This window comes from Streptomyces sp. BR1 (assembly GCF_052373795.1).
Lineage (GTDB): Bacteria > Actinomycetota > Actinomycetes > Streptomycetales > Streptomycetaceae > Streptomyces.
Genome location: NZ_CM126252.1, coordinates 6,606,678 through 6,623,454, shown reverse-complemented (window position 1 = coordinate 6,623,454; position 16,777 = coordinate 6,606,678). Strand labels below are relative to the sequence as shown.

The 16,777-nt window shown below is 71.5% G+C and carries 18 protein-coding genes and 1 pseudogene; 13 read left to right on the top strand and 6 right to left on the bottom strand.

Annotation, left to right across the window (positions count from 1 at the left end; genetic code table 11):
* Window positions 1–7: 7 nt before the first annotated feature.
* The 3 genes from ACT1U9_RS29110 (at window position 8) to ACT1U9_RS29100 (ending at window position 3,282) form a co-directional block, all read left to right on the top strand.
* Window positions 8–883, top strand: coding sequence for a carbohydrate ABC transporter permease (locus tag ACT1U9_RS29110; protein WP_444539281.1), 876 nt, complete (start codon window positions 8–10; stop codon window positions 881–883).
* Between the two features lie 69 nt (window positions 884–952).
* On the top strand, window positions 953–1,933 hold the full coding sequence (locus ACT1U9_RS29105; RefSeq protein ID WP_444535590.1) for a carbohydrate kinase family protein: 981 nt from the start codon (window positions 953–955) through the stop codon (window positions 1,931–1,933).
* A 29-nt stretch (window positions 1,934–1,962) separates the two neighbouring features.
* Entirely contained in the window at window positions 1,963–3,282 is a 1,320-nt protein-coding gene (locus ACT1U9_RS29100) for an alpha-glucosidase/alpha-galactosidase (RefSeq protein ID WP_444539280.1), read from the top strand.
* Window positions 3,283–3,290: 8 nt separating this feature from the next.
* Here ACT1U9_RS29100 and ACT1U9_RS29095 read toward each other — a convergent pair whose 3' ends face one another.
* The gene (locus tag ACT1U9_RS29095; protein WP_444535589.1) at window positions 3,291–3,929 is read right to left on the bottom strand and encodes an NAD(P)-dependent oxidoreductase; all 639 of its coding nucleotides are present in this window, start codon (window positions 3,927–3,929) and stop codon (window positions 3,291–3,293) included.
* Between the two features lie 89 nt (window positions 3,930–4,018).
* Between ACT1U9_RS29095 and ACT1U9_RS29090 the strand changes: the two genes are divergently transcribed.
* On the top strand, window positions 4,019–4,516 hold the full coding sequence (locus ACT1U9_RS29090) for a MarR family winged helix-turn-helix transcriptional regulator (RefSeq protein WP_444535588.1): 498 nt from the start codon (window positions 4,019–4,021) through the stop codon (window positions 4,514–4,516).
* A 149-nt stretch (window positions 4,517–4,665) separates the two neighbouring features.
* Window positions 4,666–4,887 carry a hypothetical protein gene (locus ACT1U9_RS29085; protein ID WP_444535587.1) on the top strand — a complete coding sequence of 74 codons (222 nt, stop codon included), beginning with the start codon at window positions 4,666–4,668 and terminating at the stop codon, window positions 4,885–4,887.
* An 18-nt stretch (window positions 4,888–4,905) separates the two neighbouring features.
* On the opposite strand, the gene ACT1U9_RS29080 is transcribed toward ACT1U9_RS29085, so the two are convergent.
* A complete protein-coding gene (locus ACT1U9_RS29080; RefSeq protein ID WP_444535586.1) occupies window positions 4,906–5,646 on the bottom strand; it encodes an SDR family NAD(P)-dependent oxidoreductase in 741 nt (246 codons plus the stop codon).
* A gap of 246 nt (window positions 5,647–5,892) precedes the next feature.
* On the opposite strand from ACT1U9_RS29080, the gene ACT1U9_RS29075 reads away from it, so the two are divergent.
* Both ACT1U9_RS29075 and ACT1U9_RS29070 read left to right on the top strand, forming a co-directional pair.
* Window positions 5,893–6,375, top strand: coding sequence for a DUF2269 family protein (locus ACT1U9_RS29075; RefSeq protein WP_444535585.1), 483 nt, complete (start codon window positions 5,893–5,895; stop codon window positions 6,373–6,375).
* Between the two features lie 43 nt (window positions 6,376–6,418).
* A pseudogene (locus ACT1U9_RS29070) lies at window positions 6,419–6,535 on the top strand (nitroreductase family deazaflavin-dependent oxidoreductase); the annotation flags it as partial.
* A 47-nt stretch (window positions 6,536–6,582) separates the two neighbouring features.
* Here the strand turns inward: ACT1U9_RS29070 and ACT1U9_RS29065 are convergent.
* Together ACT1U9_RS29065 and ACT1U9_RS29060 are read right to left on the bottom strand one after the other, a co-directional pair.
* Window positions 6,583–6,774 carry a ferredoxin gene (locus ACT1U9_RS29065; RefSeq protein WP_444535584.1) on the bottom strand — a complete coding sequence of 64 codons (192 nt, stop codon included), beginning with the start codon at window positions 6,772–6,774 and terminating at the stop codon, window positions 6,583–6,585.
* A gap of 20 nt (window positions 6,775–6,794) precedes the next feature.
* Complete coding sequence (locus tag ACT1U9_RS29060) at window positions 6,795–7,982, bottom strand: cytochrome P450 (RefSeq protein ID WP_444535583.1); 1,188 nt, start codon at window positions 7,980–7,982, stop codon at window positions 6,795–6,797.
* A 204-nt stretch (window positions 7,983–8,186) separates the two neighbouring features.
* Between ACT1U9_RS29060 and ACT1U9_RS29055 the strand changes: the two genes are divergently transcribed.
* From ACT1U9_RS29055 to ACT1U9_RS29040, 4 genes are all read left to right on the top strand, one after another.
* Window positions 8,187–8,849, top strand: coding sequence for a transcriptional regulator (locus tag ACT1U9_RS29055; RefSeq protein ID WP_444535582.1), 663 nt, complete (start codon window positions 8,187–8,189; stop codon window positions 8,847–8,849).
* Window positions 8,850–8,963: 114 nt separating this feature from the next.
* Window positions 8,964–10,523, top strand: coding sequence for an alpha/beta hydrolase (locus tag ACT1U9_RS29050; RefSeq protein WP_444535581.1), 1,560 nt, complete (start codon window positions 8,964–8,966; stop codon window positions 10,521–10,523).
* A gap of 141 nt (window positions 10,524–10,664) precedes the next feature.
* A complete protein-coding gene (locus tag ACT1U9_RS29045) occupies window positions 10,665–11,312 on the top strand; it encodes an esterase/lipase family protein (protein WP_444539279.1) in 648 nt (215 codons plus the stop codon).
* Window positions 11,313–11,445: 133 nt separating this feature from the next.
* A complete protein-coding gene (locus tag ACT1U9_RS29040; protein ID WP_444535580.1) occupies window positions 11,446–12,060 on the top strand; it encodes a histidine phosphatase family protein in 615 nt (204 codons plus the stop codon).
* Between the two features lie 5 nt (window positions 12,061–12,065).
* On the opposite strand, the gene ACT1U9_RS29035 is transcribed toward ACT1U9_RS29040, so the two are convergent.
* Complete coding sequence (locus ACT1U9_RS29035) at window positions 12,066–12,857, bottom strand: ATP-grasp domain-containing protein (protein ID WP_444535579.1); 792 nt, start codon at window positions 12,855–12,857, stop codon at window positions 12,066–12,068.
* A gap of 28 nt (window positions 12,858–12,885) precedes the next feature.
* Window positions 12,886–13,761: an ATP-grasp domain-containing protein gene (locus tag ACT1U9_RS29030; RefSeq protein ID WP_444535578.1), complete on the bottom strand. Its 876-nt coding sequence runs from the start codon at window positions 13,759–13,761 to the stop codon at window positions 12,886–12,888.
* A gap of 199 nt (window positions 13,762–13,960) precedes the next feature.
* Between ACT1U9_RS29030 and ACT1U9_RS29025 the strand changes: the two genes are divergently transcribed.
* Together ACT1U9_RS29025 and ACT1U9_RS29020 are read left to right on the top strand one after the other, a co-directional pair.
* Complete coding sequence (locus ACT1U9_RS29025; RefSeq protein ID WP_444535577.1) at window positions 13,961–15,172, top strand: MFS transporter; 1,212 nt, start codon at window positions 13,961–13,963, stop codon at window positions 15,170–15,172.
* Between the two features lie 148 nt (window positions 15,173–15,320).
* Complete coding sequence (locus ACT1U9_RS29020; RefSeq protein WP_444535576.1) at window positions 15,321–16,757, top strand: PP2C family protein-serine/threonine phosphatase; 1,437 nt, start codon at window positions 15,321–15,323, stop codon at window positions 16,755–16,757.
* The last annotated feature ends 20 nt before the right edge of the window (window positions 16,758–16,777 follow it).

The following is a 16,777-nucleotide window of genomic DNA, read 5'->3' as shown; positions in this document are numbered from 1 at the left end:
CTCCACCATGGTCGGCGAGGGCGCGGCGCCTGCGGCGGCCCCGGCCGCGCACACCGCGCGGCGTCGGCGCCGACTGCCGTTCAGCGCCTGGCACTTGCTGCTCGCGCCGCTGTCGATCGGGTTCGCGCTGCCGCTGGTGTGGCTGGTGCTCAGTTCGGTGATGACCAACGCGGAGATCAACCGCTTCCCGCCGGCGCTGTGGCCCGAAGGGATCGACCTCGGGGGCTACCGCTATGTGCTGGGCAACGCGATGTTCCCGCGCTGGTTCGCCAACTCGTGCATCGTCTCGACCGTCGCCGTCGGCGCGAACCTGGTCCTGGGCTCGCTCGGCGGATACGCGTTCGCCCGGATGCGCTTCCGGGGTTCGCGGTCGCTGCTCGTGCTGATGCTGGCGACGATGGTGGTCCCGTTCCAGCTGACGATGATCCCGACGTTCCTGGTGATGAAGTGGCTGGGGCTGATCGACACGCTGGGCGCGCTGATCGTGCCGTCGCTGGTCACCCCGTTCGCGGTGTTCCTCTTCCGGCAGTTCTTCCTGGGGCTGCCCAGGGAGCTGGAGGAGGCGGCCTGGATCGACGGGTGCTCGCGGCTGCGGGTGCTGTTCTCGATCGTGGCACCGCTGGCCCGACCTGCACTGGCGACCGTCGCGGTGCTGACCTTCCTGGCCACCTGGAACGACCTGTCCTGGCCGCTGATCGCCATCAACCACGACACCCAGTACACGCTCCAGCTGGGGCTCACGACCTTCCAGGGGCAGCACCACACGCAGTGGGCGGCGGTGATGGCGGGCAATGTCATCACCGTGCTGCCGGTGCTGCTCGCGTTCCTGTTCGCGCAGAAGACCTTCATCCAGTCGCTGACCTCGAGCGGGCTGAAGGGCTGAGCCGGGGCCGGCCCATCGGACGAACTCGCCGACGACACGTCAACTCACCGATCCAGAAAGCTCTTTGCCATGCCTGCACCCCGCTCCCGCCCTTTCGATCTGCTGGTCGTCGGGGACGCCAATCCGGATGTGGTGCTCGGCCCGGTGCCGCGCGACCTCGCGTACGGGCAGCGCGAACAGCTCGTCGAGCGAGCCGATCTCGTCCTCGGCGGATCCGCCGCGATCACCGCGTGCGGGGCGGCGCGGCTCGGGCTGCGGGTGGCGTTCGCGGGCCGCGTCGGCGACGATCCGGCGGGCGCCTTCGTGCGTACGGCCCTGGCCGCGCGCGGGGTCGACACCTCGGCCCTGACGACCGACCCCGAACTGGCCACCCCGCTCACGGCGGTCCTCACCCACGGCGCCGACCGGGCCATCCTCACCGCGCCGGGGTGTCTGGCCGCGACCGGGCCGCAGGACGTCCCCGACGCGCTGCTCGCCGGAGTCCGACATGTCCACGCGGGCTCGTTCTTCCTGATGCCGCGCCTCGCCCGGTCGCTGGCCACGGTGTTCGCGCGGGCGCGCGAGCTCGGCGCGACCACCTCGCTGGACACCAACGACGACCCGTCCGGGCGCTGGGACCGGGAGCTGATCGACCCGGTCCTGAAGGTGACCGACCAGCTGCTGCCGAACGCCGCCGAGGCGCGCGCCCTGGCGCCGGATGCCGACGGCGTGGCCGAGGCCGCCGCCGAACTGGCCCGGCGCGGACCGGGACTTGTCGTCGTCAAGAACGGCGCCGAGGGCGCGCTCGCCCACGACGGGACCCGGCTTTCGACGGCTCCGGCGGTCCCGGTCGAGCCGCTGGACACCGTCGGCGCCGGGGACAGTTTCGACGCCGGGTTCCTCGCCGCCGTGCTGCGCGGTCTCGCGCTGCCGGACGCGCTCGCCGTCGCGGCGGCCTGCGGCTCACTGTCCACCCGGGGCCGTGGCGGCACCGCGACCCAGCCCACCTGGGACGAGGCCGTCGGCTGCGCCCCTGTCAACCGCCCTACGAACAGCGGGAGTTCCGCATGACCGAGACGACCTACACGAGCGGAGTCGCGATGACCGAACCGGCCGAAGTGAAGATCGCCTTCATGGGCGCGGGCAGCGTCGTGTTCACCCAGGGGCTGCTGGCCGATCTGTTCGCCTTCCCCGAGTTCGCCCGGGCCCGTATCGCCCTGCACGACATCGACCCCGAGCGGCTCGCCACCAGCGAGGCGGCGGCCCGGCACATCGCCGGGGCGCTCAAGGTCGCGCCGATCATCACCGCGCATCCGGACCGGCGCGGTGCGCTCGACGGGGCGCACTTCGTCATCAACACCGTCCAGGTCGGCATGAACGCGGCGACCCGCACCGACTTCGCCGTCCCCGCCCGCTACGGGCTGCGCCAGACCATCGCGGACACGCTCGGGATCGGCGGCATCTTCCGCGCCCTGCGGACCTTCCCCGTACTGCGCGGCATCGCCGAGGACATGGCCGAACTCTGCCCGGACGCCTGGCTGTTGAACTACACCAACCCGATGGCGATGAACCTGCTGTATCTGCACCGGATCGCCCCCCGGCAACGCGCGGTGGGGATGTGCCACTCGGTGTACTGGACGATGCACGATCTCTCGGAGCTGGTCGGTGTGGACTTCTCCGAGGTGTCATATCTGGCCGCCGGGATGAACCACCAGGCATGGGTGCTGCGTTTCGAACGCGACGGCCAGGATCTGCATCCACTGCTCGACGCCGCCATCGAGAAGGACCGCGAACTGCTGCGCCGCGTCCGGGTGGACATGTACCGCAGGCTCGGCCACTACCCCACCGAGACCAGCGAGCACTCCTCCGAGTACGTGCCGTGGTATCTGCACCACGACAGCGAGGTGGAGCGGCTGCGGCTGCCGATCGGCGCGTATCTCGACATCATCGAGGACAACACGGTCAGCTATGAGCGCACCCGCAACGCGCTCGCGGCGGGCCGCCCGCTGCCCGTCGAGGGCACCATGGAGTACGCCCCGCAGATCATCCACAGCATCGTGACGGGCACACCCCGGACGATCTACGGCAACGTCCCCAACCACGGCCTCATCTCGAACCTGCCGGGCGACTCGGTGGTCGAAGTCCCGTGCCTGGTGGACGGGTTGGGCGTGCAGCCGACCCGCGTCGGCGCGCTCCCGCCGCAGTGCGCGGCGCTGAACCGTACGTACGCGAGCGTCACCGACCTGGTGGTCAGGGCCGCGACCGAGGGCGAGCCCCGGCATGTGCGGCACGCGGCCATGACCGACCCGGCGACCGCCGCCACCTTGCCGGTGGAGCGGATCTGGGACCTGTGCGACGACCTCGTACAGGCCCATGGGGAGCTGATCCAGCCCGAGTTGAGGACCCTGCTCGGGCACTGAGGGGCACGTCAGTACCCGACGGTGAACCTGGTGCGGTGGTGCCGGGGGTGCTCGGCCTCGTCGAGGAGTGCCACCGCCAGGTCCTCCATCGAGACGGACGACCGCCCCTCGGCGTCCATCAGCAGTTCGTCGGTGCCGAGGCGGTACGTGCCGGTGCGCTCGCCGGGCTCCAGGAGCGCGGCCGGGCTGAGGTAGGCCCAGTCCACGCCGGTCTCCGCGCGGCAGACCTCCAGCTGCTCGGTGCACGCCTGGGCTATCGGCCGCAGCTCGGCCGGGAAGTCGGGGTCGTCGACGACGGTGGCGCCGCCGGTGCCGGGCACGGTGAGCGTGGCGGCGCCGCCGACGAGCAGCACCCGCACGCCCGTTCCGGCGAGCCCCGCGAGCAGCCCCTTGGTCGCGGTGACGAGGTCGCCCTCGCTGCCGGGCGCGGGACGGGTCGCGGTGATCACCAGGTCCTGCCCGGCGCTCAGTTCGGCCGCGTCCTCGACGTTACGGGCGTCTCCCGTACGCGGCAGGGCGCCCGGGTGGAGTTCGGGGAAGCGGGCCTCGTCGCGGACGACCGCGGTGACCTCGTGCCCCCGCGAGACCGCCTCGGCCACGACACGGCTGCCGACGTTCCCGGCGGCTCCGAAGACGGTGATGCGCATGCTGTCCACTTCCTTCTGCTCATTCGCACTCAATCCCTTAGCGCTAAGAGAAAGTATCTCACCACTAAGAGATTGGCTAGTGTGGAACGGTGACCGATCACGTGGACCTGGTGCTGGAGCAGTGGGGCGCGCGCCGCCCCGACCTCGATGTGTCGCCGATGGCGGTGATCGGGCGGCTGAAACGGCTCACGCGGCTGGTCGAGGCCGAGTTGCGCCGCACCTTCGCGGAACACGACCTCGACCCGGCGTCCTTCGACGTGCTGGCGACCCTGCGCCGCAGCGCGCCGCCGCATCTGCTCACCCCGGCCGAGCTGATGCGGTCGTCGATGGTCACCTCGGGCGCGGTCACCCAGCGGCTGGACCGGCTGGAGGCGCGCGGCCTGGTGACCCGTACGCCGAGCCCGACCGACGGCCGGGTCGTGCAGGTGGCCCTCAGCGACGCAGGCCGAGAACTCATCGACGGGGCGCTGCCCGACCACCTCGCCACCGAGGAGCGGCTGCTCGCGGCCCTGGATCCGGAGCGGCGCGACACGCTCGCCGAGGGGCTGCGCGATCTCCTGGAATCCCTCGGGGACCGGCTCGACTGACACGGCGGCGGCCACGGACCCCGGGGACGGATGGAGTACCGCCGACGGGCGTGGGCACGCGGTGGAGGAGACAGTGGAGGCGGCGCCGGCGGTCGTGCTCCCGGAGCACCGCGCGGGCGCCGCCCGCACCGCACGACAGGAGGCCCCCGATGACCCACCCGCACCCCGACCCCGCCCCGCCGACGCCGGGGCCGACCCCGGGACCGCCCGATCCCGTGCCGCCGACGCCCGGCCCGGCGCCCGGGCCGCCCGCGCCCGGGCCGGGACCGCTGCCCGGGCCGCTGCCGATCCCGGAGCCCGACCCCGTACCGCATCCGCCGGGACCCGACCCCGTGCCCGAGCCGATGCCCTCGCCGGGGCCGATCACCTGAGCCGGGGGCCCGGCGCGACTACATTCCGCCCGCCACCCGCACGACCGTCCCCGTGGCGTACGAGGCGTCGGAGGACAGCAGCCACGAGACGGCTCCGGCGATCTCCTCGGGGCGGCCGGCGCGCCCCATCGGGATGGTGTCGGCGAGCTTGGCAGGGCGCTGCGGATCCTCGTGGAACTCGGTCCAGATGATGCCCGGCGCCACGCAGTTGACGCGGATGCCGTCGGCCGCGACCTCCTTGGCGAGGCCCACGGTCATGGCGTCGACGGCCGCCTTCGTCGCCGCGTAGTGCACATACTGCCCGGGGCTGCCGAGGGTGGCGGCGGCCGAGGAGATGTTGACGATGGCCCCGGCCCCGCGCCCGGCCATGTCGCGTACGGCCCGGCGGGCGCACAGCAGATAGCCGAGCACATTGACGTCGATCGCGCGGCGCATGCCCTGCGCGTCGGCGTCGGCGAGACGGCCGTTGGGGCCGCTGACCCCCGCGTTGTTGACGAGACCGGTGACCGGGCCGAGCTCGGCGGCCACGTCGAAGAGCCGGTCGACCGAGTCCTCGTCGGCCGTGTCGACGCGCACGGCGACAGCGCGTCTGCCCGCCGCGCGGACCTGTTCGGCGACCGCTTCGGCGGCCATGGCGTCGGTGCGGTAGCCGATGACGACGTCATGGCCGTCGGCGGCCAGGCGGGCGCAGACCGCGGCGCCGATGCCTCGGCTGCCGCCGGTGACGACGGTGACGAACTGCTGGTTGAGCTGGTTCAAGGGAAACCTCCGGCGCCGGGCGGGTGATCGCTCCAAGATGATCGCTCCGAGTGGAAGTGATCTTTCGCCATCCTAGGATTCGGCACCGACGGCACGTGGGGCGTCCCGGAATTCACCTCACGCCCTTTGGCGAGAACCCGTTGGATGCTGGCACTCTCGCCGCTTTCTCCCCTTCGTACGGACGGCATAGCGTTCGCCCGGGGCCCCCGGCCGGCGGCCTCGCACCCGTACGAAAGCGCTCGACCCGTGACGAAGTTCCTGCTCACCGTCCATATCCTGTTCGCGATCCTGGCCATCGGGCCGGTCGCGGTGGCCGCCAGCATGTTCCCGCCGACCGCCCGCCGCGCGCTGGCCGCTCCGACGGACGCCCAGGCACTGGCGTCCGTGCGACTGCTGCACCGGATCTGCCGGGTCTACGCGGCCGTGGGCGTCGCGGTGCCGGTCTTCGGATTCGCCACGGCGAAGAACATGGGCATCCTCGGCGACACCTGGATCATCGTCTCGATCGTGCTGACCACGATCGCGGCGGGCGCGCTGATAGCCCTCGTCCTGCCGCGCCAGGACGCGATCCTGACGGAGCTGGAGGCGACGGCCACGGGCGATGGGGAAACGGCCACCGACGTACGCCGGACCATTCAACTGGCCATGTTCACAGGCGTGTTCAACCTCCTCTGGGCCGTCGTCACCGTCCTCATGATCTTGCGGCCGGGATCCACCACAGGCGGGTGACGCCCGCGTTCCCGTACGGCAGGCTGGGAGCCGGCTCACCCCCGAGGAGAAGGCCCGGGTGTGGCCGCGGCTGGTGGAGTTGCACGCGCCCTACGAGGAGTACGACCGGCGGATCGAGCGCGACATTCCCGTGGTACGGCTGCGGCGCACCGACGGCTGAGCGCCGTGCTCCGGCGGTACGGCACACGCACCGTACCGCCGGAGCACTCACTCCGCGATCGCGATGGCCTGCACCGGGCAGGCGCGGGCGGCCTCGCGGACCATGGGGTCGCCGCCGCCGTCCGCGCGGCCGGGCAGCAACTCGCTGAATCCGTCGTCGTCCTGGGTGAACACCTTCGGCGCCGTCAGGGCGCACTGGCCCGACCCGATGCAGACGTCCTTGTCGATGCTGATTTCCATCGAATCACTCTCCCACTCCGCTACCAGGTGACCGGGAGTTCCACCATTCCCTGGAGCGTGTCGCCGGGTTTGAACGGGATGCGGTCGGCGGGCGCCGCGAGGCGCAGATCCGGGAGCCGGGCGAAGAGGGTGCCCAACGCGATCTCCATCTCGGCCCGCGCCAGGTTCTGTCCGAGGCACTGGTGGATACCGAACCCGAACCCCACGTGATGGCGGGCGGAGCGGTGCCAGTCCAGGGTGTCCGGCTCCGGGTAGACCGAGGCATCCCGGTTGATCACGGACGTGGCGAGGATGACGCCCTCACCGGCCCGGATGGTGGTACCGGCCACCTCGATGTCCGACCCGGCCACGCGGAGTATCCCGTCGGCGATGGAGAGGAACCGCATCAGCTCCTCGACCGCCGTCGGCATCAGCGATGGATCGGCCCGCAACTCCGCAAGCCGCTCCGGGTGTTCGAGAAGCGTGAAGGTCCCGAGCGAGAGCATGTTCGCGGTGGTCTCATGGCCCGCGACCAGCAGCAGGACCGCCATCCTGACCAGTTCCATGCGGTCCATGCCGCCCGTGTTCAGCTGGTCGTCGATGAGCTCGTCGAGCAGCCCCTCGCCTCGCGACCGGACCTTGCGGTCGATCAACTCGCCCAGATACGCGTCGAGCAGCTCCCGGGCGTCGTCCGTGTCGGCCGCTTCCGGCCCGCGCAGCAGCCGCCGGGACTGCACCTCGAAGAAGTCGTGGTCGTCGTAGGGAATGCCGAGCAGCGCGCAGATCACCATCGACGGCACGGGCAGCGCGAACGCGGTGACCAGGTCGGCGGGCGGGCCCTTGGCCACCATCGTGTCCAGCAGACCGTCGACAGTCCGCTGGATCATCGGCCGCAGTGCCGCCGTGCGTTTGAGGGTGAAGCCGGGGATGACCTTGCGGCGCTGGGTGTTGTGCTCGGGGTCGTCGACCCCGAGGAGTTCGGTCCGGCGTCGGCGCAGCGCCGTGAACCGCTCCATGGGCAGCGGGAAGCCGGGGTCGAGGCGGTCGGAGGAGAGCCGGGGGTCGACGAGCAGCGCCCGTGCCTCGGCGTGGCCGGTCACGAACCACACTTCCCGGCCGTCGAAGAGCGTCACGCGCGCGACCGGGCCCTCCTGGCGCGCCGGTTCGTATCCGGCGGGCGGGTGATAGGGGCAGGTGCGGTCCTGAGGGAAGGAGACAGATTCGGTCATGGGTGAACCTCGCAAGCGAAGAGTCCGTCTTGCCGATCTCCACTACATGCCCAAGGCAGCTAAGTAGTCTACGCAGAGTTCGGCCGAATCACCCGTGCGGGACGACAGGGTGGAAACCCACCCCATTCGGCTGCTTTGGAGCGCATCGCAGTGAGAGGCTGGGGGCGACCAGTGTGAGCGCGACCGGAACAAAGGGGGCCCCGAATGGCAGGCACGACCCGGGAACTGGTGGAGAGCGTCACGGCGGAGCTCGCGCCGGACAAGGACGCCAACCGGCTGGTCCCGCTGATCGCCTCGGGCAGGGCCCCCCTGACCGCACTGGCCGCGCTCGCCCTTGAGCAGCGCCACATCATCGCCTCCGACCTGCGCGCCTTCTCCTTCCTCGCCGACCGCGCGTCCGGCGCGGCGAACTCGGCGTGCGCGGAGTTCTTCGGCGCGCTCGCGACCGGCGAGACGCTGGCGCTCGACCGGCTCGGCGCGTACGAGAGCGCCTGCGGGCTCGACGCGGACGCCGTCGAGCGGTACGAGCCACTGCCCGGCTGCCAGGCCTACCCGTCGTACGTGGCATGGCTGGCACTGAACGGCGAGCCGCCACTCGTGGCGCTCGCGCTCACCGCCAACTTCGCGGCGTGGGGCGGCTATTGCGCCACCGTGGCCGAGTCGCTGCGCGCCCGCTACGGCTTCTCCGACGAGGCATGCGGCTTCTTCGACTTCTTCGCACAGCCCGCCCCCGACCTCGAACGCCAGGCACTCGCGGCCGTCGCCTCGGGTGTCCGCGGCGAGGCCGACATCGCGTTGGCACGGCGGTACGGCAGGCTCCTCCAGACGTACGAGTCGATGTTCTGGAACACGCTCGCCGAGCGCTGAACACCTGTCCGGTGGTACTAGTGCCACCCCCGATTCGGGTGCCTGCGGGATCGATCGCACCCCGCCCGCCGCAGGAAGATCGATACGTTCGATCGACCCGACGGGGAGTACAACATGAGCAAGTTCAGGAACGCGGCGCGGTGGTCGCTGGCCGCCACGGCCGGGCTCCTCGTGGCGGCGACACTGCCGCTCGCCACGGCCAACGCCTCGACCGCGCGCACGTCCGGCACCACCGCGCAGGTGCCCGACCGCTACCTCAAGCAGAAGCTGGACTGGACGTCGTGCGCGTCCGGCGCGCTGGAGTGCGCGGCCATGTCCGTGCCGCGCGACTGGCACCACGCGGACACCTCTCCCGCGATCACCGTCGAGGTCTCCCGCCACCGCGCGACCGGCACCGGTGCGCGCAAGGGGGTCCTGATGATGGCAGCGGGCGGCCCGGGCGCCTCCGGTCTGAAGCGGCCCGCGGGCCTCGCCAAGGACGAGCCGACGCTGGCGGCCGCGTACGACATCGTCGGCTTCGACCAGCGCGGGGTCGGCGGCAACGGCACCACACCGGTCGTCTGCTCGGACCAGGCCACCGTGGACTCGTTCTTCACCAGCGGCGACCTGCGCGACCGCTCGGACCAGGCGATCCGTCAGACCTTCGAGCGGGCCCGCGCGTTCGTCCGGGACTGCCGGCGCAACTCGGGCGATCTGCTGCCGTACATCACCACCGACCAGGCCACCCGCGACATGGATCTCTACCGCGCGCTGCTGGGCGTCGACAAGATCTCGTACTACGGCCCGTCCTACGCCACCTTCCTCGGCGCGTACTACGCCACCGAGTTCCCCGGCCGGGTCGAGCGCATGGTCCTGGACAGCAACATCGACTTCAGCGGCGACTGGCAGTCGTTCCTCAAGGGGCAGCCGCTCAGCTTCCAGCGCCGCTACGAGCAGGACTTCCTGCCGTGGCTGGCGAAGAACGACGCCACCTACCACCAGGGCCGCACCCCGGCCGAGGCCAAAGCGAGCTACGAGCGGCTGCGCAAGGCGCTGCACGACCACCCGCTCGACCTCGAAGGCACCCTGGTCACCCCCAACCACCTGGACGTGGCCGCGACCGGCGCGATGTACAACGCCAAGGACAACTTCGCGGACTTCGCCACCGCGCTCGAAGTCCTGGAGCACCCCGACGCCGCGCCGGCGCCCGCCCGCAAGGCGATCGCGGACCAGCTCCAGCACCCCATGTACGCCGGTTTCTTCGCCGACTTCTTCTCGGTGACCTGCGGCGACACCCCGTGGGACCGCAGCAGCCGCGACTGGATCCGCGACAGCGCCAAGGCCACGCGTGACTATCCGCTCGCGGGCGCCCGCGAGTTGACGTTCACCTCGATCTGCGCCGCCTGGCCGCACACGTCGGCGCCGCACATCAAGGTCACCGGCAAGAACCTGCCGCCCGTCCTGATGCTCAACTCCACGCACGACCCGGCCACGTACTACGAGGCCGCGGTGCGGGCCCACCGCGCCCTGCCCACCTCCCGGTTGGTGACGGTCGTCGGGGGCGGCGACCACGGCCAGTACCGGAACAAGAACGGGTGCGTGGACACGTTCGTCAACGACTATTTCCTCGACGACAAGATCCCCGCGACGGACACGACCTGTGCGGCCAACCCGCTGCCGATGCCGGGTAGCTGACGGTCCATCACTCCACTATTGCACGCGTCTGGTCATCACCGGCCCCTGGGCTCACCATGCTCCCAGCTACCCGGTCGTAACCACCCCGAGGGGGACGCTGTGCTGTCCATCCGCCGAAGAGTCGTGTCGCTGATGCTGCTGATGGCCGCTGCCGCCGGTCCGGGATTCTCCCCCGGACCGGCGGCAGCGGCCGTTCCGCACAACCCGGTGATCTTCGTGCACGGCTACAACGCCGACCCGGGCGTCTGGGGCTCCCTGCGCGCCGACCTCCGGGCCTCCGGGTACACCGACAGCGAGCTGTTCTCCTGGGGCTACGACACCAGTCAGTCGGTCAACGAGGTGCTGTCCGGCCGGTTCGCCGCCTATGTGGACCAGGTCCGCGCCCAGAGCGGCGCCGCGCGGGTCGACATCGTGGCGCACTCGTTCGGGAGCCTGGTGACGCGCTGGTATGTGAAGTTCGGCGGCGGCACCGCGACCGTCGCCCACTGGGCCTCGCTCGCGGGTCCCAACCACGGCACCTCGACGGCGTGGGCTTGCGCCCTGTGGTCCCAGGCCTGCCGTGACATGACACCGGGCTCGTACGTACAGAGGCTGCTGGCCGACGGGGACGAGACGCCGGGGGCCGTCCAGTACGCGACCTGGTGGTCGAACTGCGACGAGGTGATCAGTCCGGACAGCAGTGTGCTGCTGACGGGCGCGGACAACCATCCGGCGGGCTGCCTCAAGCACAACGACCTGCTGAGCGACAAGGGCGTCTCGCAGGGCGTACGCGACTTCCTCGCCCAGTAGGTCCTGGGTAGCGGCGGTGATCTCCGTCTCGCACCCTCACATGCAGGAATGCGCGCCCGGTCCGGCATGGTTGTCCCCTAGCGGCCCGGCGGGACGAGCCCGACGGGCCGGTCGCGGAGAACGGGAACCACCCATGGGCGAGTTGATCCTGATACGGCACGGCGAGACGGCCTGGACCCTGACCGGGCAGCACACCAGCCACACCGACCTGCCCCTCACCGAGCACGGCGAGGCCCAGGCCCGGGCGGTGGCGCCGCTGCTCGCCGGGCATCGGATCGGGCTCGTCCTGGTCAGCCCGGCGGCCCGGGCCCGGCGCACCGCCGAGCTCGCCGGGCTCACCGACCTGCGGGTGCGGCCCGATCTGAGCGAGTGGGACTACGGCGGCTACGAAGGCGTCACCACCCCGGAGATCCAGCGCACCCACCCCGACTGGAACCTCTGGACGGACGGCGTCGCCGCCGGGCCCGCCGCCCACCCGGGCGAAGAGGCCGAGGAGGTCGGCGAGCGGGCCGACCGGGTGCTCGCCGAGGCACGGGCCGCGCTCGTGTCGTCCGACGACGACGTCGTCCTGGTCGCCCACTCCCACTTCCTGCGCGTGCTCACCGCCCGCTACCTGGGGCTGCCCGCCTCGGCCGGATCGCTGTTCCTGCTGGGCACCGGGGCGGTGTCGCGACTGGGGACGGAACACGACCGGCCGGTGATCACGGCGTGGAACACGACGCTTCCGGTGGATGTGCCGGTCGGCTGAGCCGACTACTTCTTCCCCGCCCGCAGGGCGAGTTCCGCCAGGGCCTCGGGGGCACCCAATTGCCCTCGTACGCCCGGAAAGGCGTTGATGTCCACGATCAGCGGGGCGCCCTCGCCCATGTCGATGATGTCGACTCCGTAGACGTCGAGCGCGAAGACCTCGCCGACCCGCGACGCCAGCTCCGCCCAGCCGGGCGGGAGCTCGGCGAGCGGGAGCGAATGGGTCGGGCCGCGGCCGTCGGGCGAGAGTTCCGAGCGGCGCAGGGCCGCGAAGACCTGCTCGCCGATCACCCAGAGCTTGTGGTCCCAGCCGCTGTTGGGCGTGAACTCCTGGACCACGACCGGTTCGTCCGCCCACTCGGCGGCCAGCGCCTTCAGCTGTACGCGGTCGTCGGCGCGGGCCACCAGGTCATGGCGGCGGCTGTGGTGGCTCTTGACCACCACCGGACCCGCCACGTCCGGATCATCGGCGAGCGCGGCCATCGAGGCGTACGCGCGGGTCGGGGCGAACGGCAGCCCGGCCTGCCCGGCCAGCTCCGCCATCGCGAGGCGGTCCTGGCACAGGGCGGTCGCGGCCGGGGAGTTCAGCACGGCCGCGCCACGCGCCACCAGATCGCGGGCAAGCGCCAGCGCGCGGGGCGTACGCGACTTGAGCAGGTACACATCCGCGAGCGGCCCGGACAGCACGTCCACGGCCGCCGGGTCCACCGCCTCCACTTCGTGGTCGCGGCAGAGCAGCGCGGTGGCCGCGGCGAGCAGCGGATGACCGGGCTCGGGCGTGATCAGAGCGATCCTCATCCGGCCGCTCCGGGCTGCTGCGAGGTCCTCATACCGACGCTCCCGGCTGCTCCGGAATCATGGCGGGCATCGGTGTTCCCGGGGTGTTCTGGCGGCCGTGGCGAGCCAGTTCCAGGATGGCCCGGGCGACCCGCGCCGCCGCGTCCGGGACCTGGCGGAAGCTCGGGAAGTCGTTCACATCGACCACCACCGGCCCGTCGGGACCGAGCAGCACGTCCACGCCGTACAGATCCAGGCCGTACACCGCACCGACCTGCGAGACGGTCGCGGCCACTTCGGCGGGGAGCGCGACCTGGCGCTCGCGCACCGAGTGGTCGGGGTGGAGCGGTGAGCAGCGCTCGGTGGCGTAGAGCTCGCCGCCGACGCAGTACACCTTGAGGTCCACACCCGAGTTGGGCACATACGGCTGGGCCACGAGCATGCCCTGACCGGCCAGCTCCGGCAGCATCGCCACCAGATGGTCAGGCGTCGGCACCAGGCAGACCCCGCGTCCGGCGCTCCCGTCGGCGGGCTTGACCACCAGCGGGTACTCCGACTCGGGTATCTCGGTGAGCAGTTCGGGGACGGCCGCCGCGTAGGTCGCGGGCATCGGCAGTCCCCGGGCGCGCCCGATCGCGGCCGCGAGGGCCTTGTCCCGTACGCCGCGGATGGAGCGCGCGTCGTTGACGGTGGTCAGCCCGACCGAGGCGGCGGCCTCAAGCAGGGTGAGACCGGGGCCGCCGGAAACCGTCTTGAGCACCCAGGCGTCGTGGCTGCCCGCGTTCACCACCTCGGACATGCGCAGCAGGGATCCGCCGGGACGCAGTACGTCCACGCGGTGACCCCAGACGTCGAGTTGGCGGATCACCTCCACCGGCATGCCGTCGTGGCGGTAGTGCTCCTCCACCAGAAAGCAGAGCCTCATCGACCTTCCCCTGTAGCCCCCCGGACGTCCGCCAGTCTGTCTGTCCGGCGAGCTGTGACGACACAGGATGTCATGAACGCGGGCGAACCTCGTTCTCCGCCCGGAACGGGCACCTTTGCAGCTCAGCGCGGCTGCCCGCCGAGAAGATCGCCGCCGGGGCTTGCCCCTCACACTAATGTGAGGGTTTCACCATGGCCGTATGACGACCGCACCACCGGCGCCGACCGCCGCGCCGCTCTCCGTCCGACCCGCCGAGTTGCCGCTGGCCGGGCTGCTCACGCTCTCCGCGACGGCGTTCACCGCCGTGCTGACCGAGCTGCTGCCCGCCGGGCTGCTGCCGCGCATGGGCGCCGGCCTGGGCGTCTCGGAGGGCCGGGTCGGCTTCCTGGTCACGCTCTACGCGGCCGCCTCGTTCCTGTCCGCGATACCGCTCACCGCCCTGCTGCGCGGACTCCCCCGCCGTACCGTCCTGGTCGGCGCGCTCACCGGCCTCGCGCTCGCCGACGCCGTCACCGCCGTCTCCTCCTCGTATGTCCTCACGTGTGCGGCCCGACTGCTCGCCGGGGCCATGGGCGGCACGCTCTGGGCGATGCTCGCGGGGTACGGGGCCCGGCTGGTCCCCGCCGAACGCCGTGGGCGGGCCATCGCGATCGTGCTCGCGGGCATCACGGTCGCGCTCTCGCTCGGCGTTCCGGCAGGTACGGCGCTCGCGGGTGCGGTGGGGTGGCGCGCGAGCTTCGGGGGGCTCGCGTGCCTCGCCGTGCTCCTGACGGTCTGCGCGCTGCGATACGTGCCCGACTTCCCCGGGGAGCCGAGCGGCGGGCGGGTCCCGCTGCGCCGCATCGCCGCCCTGCCGGGTATCCGGACCGTCCTGTCGGTGACTCTGCTGCTGCTCCTGGGCCATCAGGCGATGTACACGTTCCTCGTCCCGTTCGCCGAGAACTGCGGCTTCGGACAGGCGAGTCTGGTCCTGTTCGTCTTCGGCGCGGCCACCGTCGCGGGCATCTGGCTCGCCGGTCTGCTGGTCGACCGCAAGCTCCGCACGACGCTGCTCGGGGCCCTCGCGCTGATCGCCGCCGTCATGGCCGCGCTCGGCGCATTGGGGCATGTGCCAGGGGTTTTGCCGGTCGCGGCGGCCCTGTGGGGCGCGGCCTTCGGGGGTGCGCCGACCCTGATCCAGACGGCGCTGGTCGATGTCTCGGGCCCGGAGCACGCGGACGTGGCGACCTCGCTCCAGGCGACCGTGTACAACGTCGGTATCGCCGCCGGTTCGCTGACCGGAGGGGTGGTCCTGGAGAACGCGGGGGCGGGCGCACTGCCCTGGACCGCGCTGCCGCTCGTGGTCGGTGCCACATTGGTGGTTTGGACCGCGCGCGGGCATGGTTTCCCTGTTCGGCGGCGGGTGCGCTGATCCCGCATGGTCGGCCTCCGGTATATGCCAGAAGCACCACCGTATCGAGTGTTGCCAAATCCCTTACGAGGCATCGCTCGCTGTGCAACAGTCGTTACCGGTCCATCCATTCAGACCTGGCACAGCCGCGCCTGTATCGGAGTACGTCATGCCGTCCCATCTGTTCGCGGACCGACCCAGCCCGCAACCTCCCGAGCGGGACACGGTCGACGCGCTGATCACGCAGACCCGTCGGCTGCGCGGTGGAGTCGACGCGGTGCGCCGGGACGCGCTCGTGGACGACGACGCGCACGGCCGGTGGCAGCGGGCGCTCTGCGATCTCGCGGTCCATCATCTCGACGACCTCGGCACGCACTTGGACCAGCTCAAGGAGGGACTTCCCGAGGCCGGACCGGACGACGAGGCCCAGGAGGAGGACGAGCAGCCCGGGTTCGAGGCCGACGCGCTCCCCGGATCCCTGCTCAGCAGGGTCGGCAGCGCCGAGTGGAACCTGCTGACCGACGAAGTGAGCTGGTCCGAGGAGCTCTTCCAGATATTCGGACGGACGCCCGAGAGCGGAGCCATGTCCCTCGACGAACTCCCGTCGATGGTCTTCGCGGAGGACCAGGGGCTGCTCACCGCGATGGTGACGGACTGTCTGGTGGACGGGAAGCCGATCGACGGCGAGTTCCGCATCGTCCGTACCGACGGACGGGTGCGGACGCTGCACATGATGGGCGAGCCCGTGCTCGACACCGACGGCTGCACCGCGTCGATGTGGGCCGTCCTGCGCGATGTCAGCGAACTGCGGCGCAGCCAGCGCGCCGTACGGGAGTCGCGCGACTCGCTCAAGCGCGAGCGGCACATCGAGCAGACCGAGCACCGGCTCGCGGTCGAGCTCCAGGAGGCCGTGCTGCCGCCGTGGCGCGGCTCCTTGCGGCTCCCGCAGGGCAACCCGGCGGCGCTCGACATCGCCGCGCACTATCTGCCGGCCGCCACCAGCGCGCTGATCGGCGGCGACTGGTACGACGCGCTCGAACTGCCCGACGGCAGGTCGTTACTGACCGTCGGGGATCTCACGGGCCACGGTGTGACCGCGACCGGCGCCATGGCGATGCTGCTCGGCGCGCTGCGCGGCATGGCGGTCGCGGGCATCCGCCCCGGCGACCTGATGAGCCACCTCAACCAGTTGCTCGACCACTCCGTCCAGCCGGCGCTCGGCAGCGCGGTCTGCTGCCAGTACGACCCGGCGACCCGCACCCTGTCGTGGGCGCAGGCGGGACACCCCGCCCCTGTGCTCTTCCGAGACGGGACGGGGTGCGCCCTGACGCCGCCTGATGGGGTGTTGCTCGGCGCGACGTCAGGTGCCGGGTACGGACAGGCCGAGGTGCAGCTCCGTCCCGGCGATCTGCTGGTCCTGCACACCGACGGGCTGACCCGTCGGGGCACCTCGGACGAGTCGGGGTGCCGCAGGCTGTTGGAGCTCGCCGGTCGCCTCGAAACCGTCCGTACCGCCCAGGACGGCGTACGGATGGTGGTCGAGGAGTTCGGCGAGACGGACCGCGAGGACGACGCGTGCGTGCTGGTGGCACGGATCGGTTCGTGAACGCCCGGCGGTCGTGGCGA